Source organism: uncultured Desulfovibrio sp. (genome assembly GCF_944324935.1).
Taxonomy (GTDB): Bacteria; Desulfobacterota; Desulfovibrionia; order Desulfovibrionales; family Desulfovibrionaceae; genus Desulfovibrio.
The window spans coordinates 1-5083 of the sequence record NZ_CALUYG010000088.1 but is presented as its reverse complement, the minus strand read 5'-3'; the positions used below and the strand labels follow the sequence as shown (position 1 = coordinate 5083).

General features: G+C 63.9%; 2 protein-coding genes. One reads left to right on the top strand and one right to left on the bottom strand.

Annotated features, from left to right (window positions below):
• Positions 1–39 precede the first annotated feature (39 nt).
• Positions 40–1545 (bottom strand): diguanylate cyclase, encoded by a 1506-nt coding sequence (locus tag Q0J54_RS12130; protein ID WP_296306022.1) that lies wholly within the window; start codon positions 1543–1545, stop codon positions 40–42.
• Positions 1546–2105: 560 nt separating this feature from the next.
• Between Q0J54_RS12130 and Q0J54_RS12125 the strand changes: the two genes are divergently transcribed.
• Complete coding sequence (locus tag Q0J54_RS12125) at positions 2106–4835, top strand: molybdopterin-dependent aldehyde oxidoreductase (RefSeq protein ID WP_296306021.1); 2730 nt, start codon at positions 2106–2108, stop codon at positions 4833–4835.
• Positions 4836–5083 lie beyond the last annotated feature (248 nt).

The window sequence follows — 5083 nt, the reverse complement described above, 5'->3', positions numbered from 1 at the left end:
AAACTGGATGCCTTGTTTCTGGGATTCATCATGTTTGCCTTAATCGTTGAGTCTCTTAAATAGTGTTAACAGGCCCTCGCCGCCGTGGTGCAGCCGCACGAGCGCCTCGGCCCCGCAGATGCGGCCGTCCTTCAGGCTGTACTTGGGCTGCCAGTAGGTGACGACCTTGCCGTCATCCAGCATCTGCTCCAGGGTCCCCGGCTGGGCAAGGCGGAGCATGTCGTCCATTTCGGCCCGGTAGCGGCTGCCGCCCTGCTGGCGGTAATACTCCTGCTTTTGCCGGTACATCTGTTTCTCGGCCCGGGTATAGGCCTGCCCGGGGCTGTCTCCATCCGCAAGCCAGTGGCCGCCCACAGCGGCGGAAAAGCCGAGGATGCCGGAAAAGAAGGACTGCAGGCGCTGCTGTTTGTCAAGGAAGTCGGCTTGCGCGATGTCGGCCCAGAGGATGGCGAATTCGCCGCCGCTGAGCCGGAAGGTACGGCCGTTGCCGCCGAGCTTGCCCAGCATGTCCCCGATGCGCGTGAGCAGCTCGTCGCCATACGGCATCCCGTATTGTTCATTGATCTTCTTGAGTCCGTTCACCTCAAGCAGCAGGATGGCCGCCCCCGGGCCGCCCAGCGATTCCAGCTTCTGCCGGAAGAGATGGCGGTTGCCCAGTCCGGTCAGGGCGTCATGGTGGGAGTAGTGCGCCAGAGTGGAGATGAGGCGGAAGCGCTCGATGGTGGCGCCCATGAATTTGCTGATGGAGGCCAGCGTGATGCGCGCTTCCTGTACGCGGTCCGAGGCCGGATTGTCCACGCCCAGGAAGCCGAACAGGCTGCCGGAAACGGTGAGCGGCTCCACGAGGAGCGAGCGTATGCCCTGCGGCTTGAGATAGGCGTATTCCACAGGGTTTGTGGAGGCGATGTCCTCAATGTCGGGCAGAAAGACGCTGCTGCCGCTGAGCAGCGGGGCGAGCCAGCGGGTATAGGCGGCCTGCGGCACATGCTGTAGGCGCTTTTGCTGCGGCGTGACGCCGGCCCGGCACCATTCATGCGTATTGCTGGCCGTCTCTCCCTGGATCTCGAAGATGTAGCAGCGCTCCGCCTCGAGAAAACAGCCGATCTCCTCCAGCACGAGATTGAGCTGGGTATGCCGGTTGCCGTCATCGTCGTTGAGCAGACGGGCGCAGTGGGCGATGAGCTGCTCTATGTCGCCATGCTGGGCCGAGCGTTTTGCGCCGACATGCCGGGTGACGTCGTAGGCGATCTCCAGACGGGCCCGGCGTCCGCGGAAATCAATGATGGAATCATGAAGATCGAAATGGCGTTGCAGCAGGGGATTGAAGCAGTGCCAGGCCCAGCGGCCGTGCTCCCGCAATTTCTGATTGGTGCAGAAATCGCACGGCTGGTTCAGGCCCTGCAGGACCTCGTAGCACTTGCAGCCCGCGCTGTCCTGAAGATGAAAGCTTTGCAGGCATGCCCGGTTGGCATAGAGCAGCTCGTAGGTTTCCAGATCGGCGATGTAAACAAGGTCATCAAGGCCGTCAAATGCGCTGGCCAGCATGAGACAACTCCAACATCACAGAGGGGACAGGATGCCTGGAAAAAACATGCAGTTCACTGCCTTCAGGGGAGAGGCCGTGCACCTGGCGAAAACAGAAAGACTCTACGCTTTTTGCCATGAAATCACAAGGAGCGTCCCCTTTCGCAGGCTGCTTTTCAGCGAATGCTCGTCGCCTTGCGGAGAAAGCTCTTTTCCTTTGGCGGAAAATGGGCTAATGTCGTTCCAACTTGTGAAAATGCGTCACATGCCGTCCGCAACGCTCCCTCTTGCCGGGGCGTGGCCTTTCCGTCGCGGGAAAGGCGCGATCGGCGACGCCGCCGCACGCCGGGGAGGCCCCAGGGCCACGACTGCCCCCGGCGCGGGCAGGGAACCGGGGCGCGCGCCGGGGGAAATGCCGGGCATTTCCCGGGACGCCGCCTTTCCGCCGGGGGATCGACGTCTTTCCGGCAACGGGCGGACGTTCGTTCCGTCCGCAGAGCAGGGGCCGCCCAGGCCGACTGCCGCAAACAGGGGCCGGGTCTTCCGGCCGGTCATCATCAAGCCGTTTCTAGGAGTCGCGTATGGAAACGAAAACGCTTGTGGTCAATGGTATTCCCCGCAGGGTCATGGTCAGTCCCGACGCCACCCTCGTGGACGTTCTGCGTAACCAGTTGCAGCTTACCAGCGTCAAGGTGGGCTGCGGGCAGGGACAGTGCGGGGCCTGTACGGTCATCCTTGACGGCAAGGTGACGCGTGCCTGCATCGTGAAGATGCGCCGCGTGCCCGAAAATGCCGCCATCACCACGCTTGAAGGCATCGGCACCCCCGACAATCTGCATCCGCTCCAGGTCTCCTGGATGTACCACGGCGCGGCCCAGTGCGGTTTCTGCACGCCGGGCTTCATCGTCTCGGCCAAGGGGCTTTTGGACAGCAACCCCAATCCCAGCCGCGAAGACGTGCGCGACTGGTTCCAGAAACATCATAACGTTTGCCGCTGCACCGGCTACATCCCGCTGGTGGACGCCGTCATGGACGCCGCCGCCGTGCTGCGCGGGGAAAAGACGCTGGACGACATCACCTTCAAGATGCCCGCCGACGGCCGGGTGTTCGGTTCGCGCCTGCCGCGTCCCAGCGCCGTGGCCAAGGTGACGGGCCTTGCCGAATACGGCGCGGACGCCGCCGTGCACATGCCGCCGGAAACGCTCCATCTGGCGCTGGCCCAGGCCAAGGTGTCCCATGCCAACATCAAGGGCATCGACACCTCCGAAGCCGAGAAGATGCCCGGCGTGGTGCGCGTGCTGACCCACAAGGACGTGAAGGGCAAGAACCGCATCACCGGCCTCATCACCTTCGCCGACAACAAGGGCGACGGCTGGGATCGTCCCATACTCAATGATACCAAGGTGTTCCAGTACGGCGACGCGCTGGCCATCGTCTGCGCCGATTCCGAGGAACACGCCCGCGCCGCCGCCGAGAAGGTAAAGTTCGACCTTGAGCTGCTGCCCGAATACATGAGCGCGCCCGAAGCCATGGCCCCGGACGCCATCGAGATCCACCCCGGCACGCCCAACATCTATTACGAGCCCCACATCGAAAAGGGCGAGGACACCAAACCCTATTTCGACGATCCCAATAACGTGGTGGTGGAAGACAGCTTCTACACCCAGCGTCAGCCGCACCTCAACATCGAACCGGACGTGGGTTACGGCTACCTCAACGAAGAGGGCAAGCTCGTCATCCACTCCAAGTCCATCGGCCTGCATCTGCACGCGCTGATGATCGCCCCCGGTCTGGGCGTCAAGTTCCCCGAAGAGCTGGTGCTCGTGCAGAACACCACGGGCGGCACCTTCGGCTACAAGTTCAGCCCCACCATGGAAGCCCTCATCGGCGTGGCCGTGCTGGCCACCGGCCGTCCCTGCCATCTGCGCTACAACTATCAGCAACAGCAGCAGTATACCGGCAAACGCTCGCCCTTCTGGACCACCGTCCGCATGGCCGCCGACAAGAAGACCGGCAAGATCAAGGCCATGGAGACCGACTGGACCTGCGACCACGGCCCGTACTCCGAATTCGGCGACCTGCTGACCCTGCGCGGGGCCCAGTTCATCGGCGCGGGCTACGGCATCCCCAACATCCGCGGCGACGGCCGCACCGTAGCCACCAACCACGCCTGGGGCGCGGCCTTCCGCGGCTACGGCGGCCCGGAATCGGAATTCCCCTCCGAAGTGCTCATGGACGAACTGGCCGAAAAGCTGGGCATGGATCCCTTCGACCTGCGCGAGCTCAACTGCTACAAGGAAGGCGACACCACGCCCACCGGCCAGAAGCCCGAAGTCATCAACCTGCCCAGCATGTTCAAGGCCCTGCGGCCCAAGTATGAAGCCGCCAAGGCCCGCGTGAAGGCCGAGTCCACCGCCGAGGTCAAGCGCGGCGTTGGGCTGGCGCTCGCCGTCTACGGCGCCGGGCTGGACGGCCCGGACTCCTCCGAAGCCTGGGTGGAACTCAATCCCGACGGCTCGGTGACGGTGGGCAGCACCTGGGAAGATCACGGCCAAGGCGCGGACTCCGGCGCGCAGTGTACCGCCCATGAGGCCCTGCGGCCCATCGGTCTGCCCGTGGAAAAGATCCGCCTCGTTATGAACGACACCAGCAAGACGCCCAATTCCGGCCCGGCCGGGGGGTCGCGCTCGCAGGTGATGACGGGCAACGCCATCCGCGTGGCCTGCGAGGCGCTGGTGGAAGCCATGCGCAAGCCCAATGGCGGCGGCTTCTTCACCTATGACGAGATGAAGGCCGAAGGCCGCGCCGTGCATTACGACGGCAAGTGGACGGCCCCCGCCCGCGACTGCGGCAAGAACTGCCAGGGCGAGCCCTTCTGCTGCTACATGTACGGCCTGTTCATGGCCGAAGTGGCCGTGGAAGTGGCCACCGGCAAGACCACGGTGGAAAAGATGACCATGGTGGCCGACATCGGCAAGGTGGTCAACCGCCTCATTACCGACGGTCAGCTCTACGGCGGCATCGCCCAGGGCATCGGCCTCGCCCTCACCGAAGATTACGAGGACATCAAGAAGCACAGCACCATGGCCGGGGCCGGCATCCCCACCATCAAGGACATCCCGGACAACATCGAGCTCATCTATGTGGAGACCCCGCGTCCCGACGGCCCCTTCGGCGCGTCCGGCACCGGGGAGATCCCGCTGTGCGGCCCGCATCCGGCCATCATCAACGCCATCTACAACGCCTGCGGCGCGCGGGTGACCCATCTGCCCGCCTACCCTGAGCGTGTGCTGGCGGCCATGCCCAAGTAAGCACTGCCCGCAACGGGGGGAGGTCCGCCTCCCCCCACGAGGCGGGTTCATCCCGCGATGTTTTTCCGGGGGAAGGGAAAATCTCGCTCTGTTGTCAATAAGCGGTGATTTCCGCAGGGAGCCCCCGCATATTTTTATCTTTCATGGTAAAAGCGCGCTGGGGAAGGGATGGGGGGCTTGGGGGGAAGGGGAACCCCTCCCGCGCAGGCGGAGGGGTTCCCCTTCCCCCCAAAAAGTAACCAGCACGA

Bases quoted from the DNA above. Each gene is read 5' to 3' on its own strand.
- Q0J54_RS12130 (WP_296306022.1), bottom strand. From the start codon at position 1,545: ATGCTGGCCAGCGCATTTGACGGCCTTGATGACCTTGTTTACATCGCC.
- Q0J54_RS12125 (WP_296306021.1), top strand. From the start codon at position 2,106: ATGGAAACGAAAACGCTTGTGGTCAATGGTATTCCCCGCAGGGTCATG.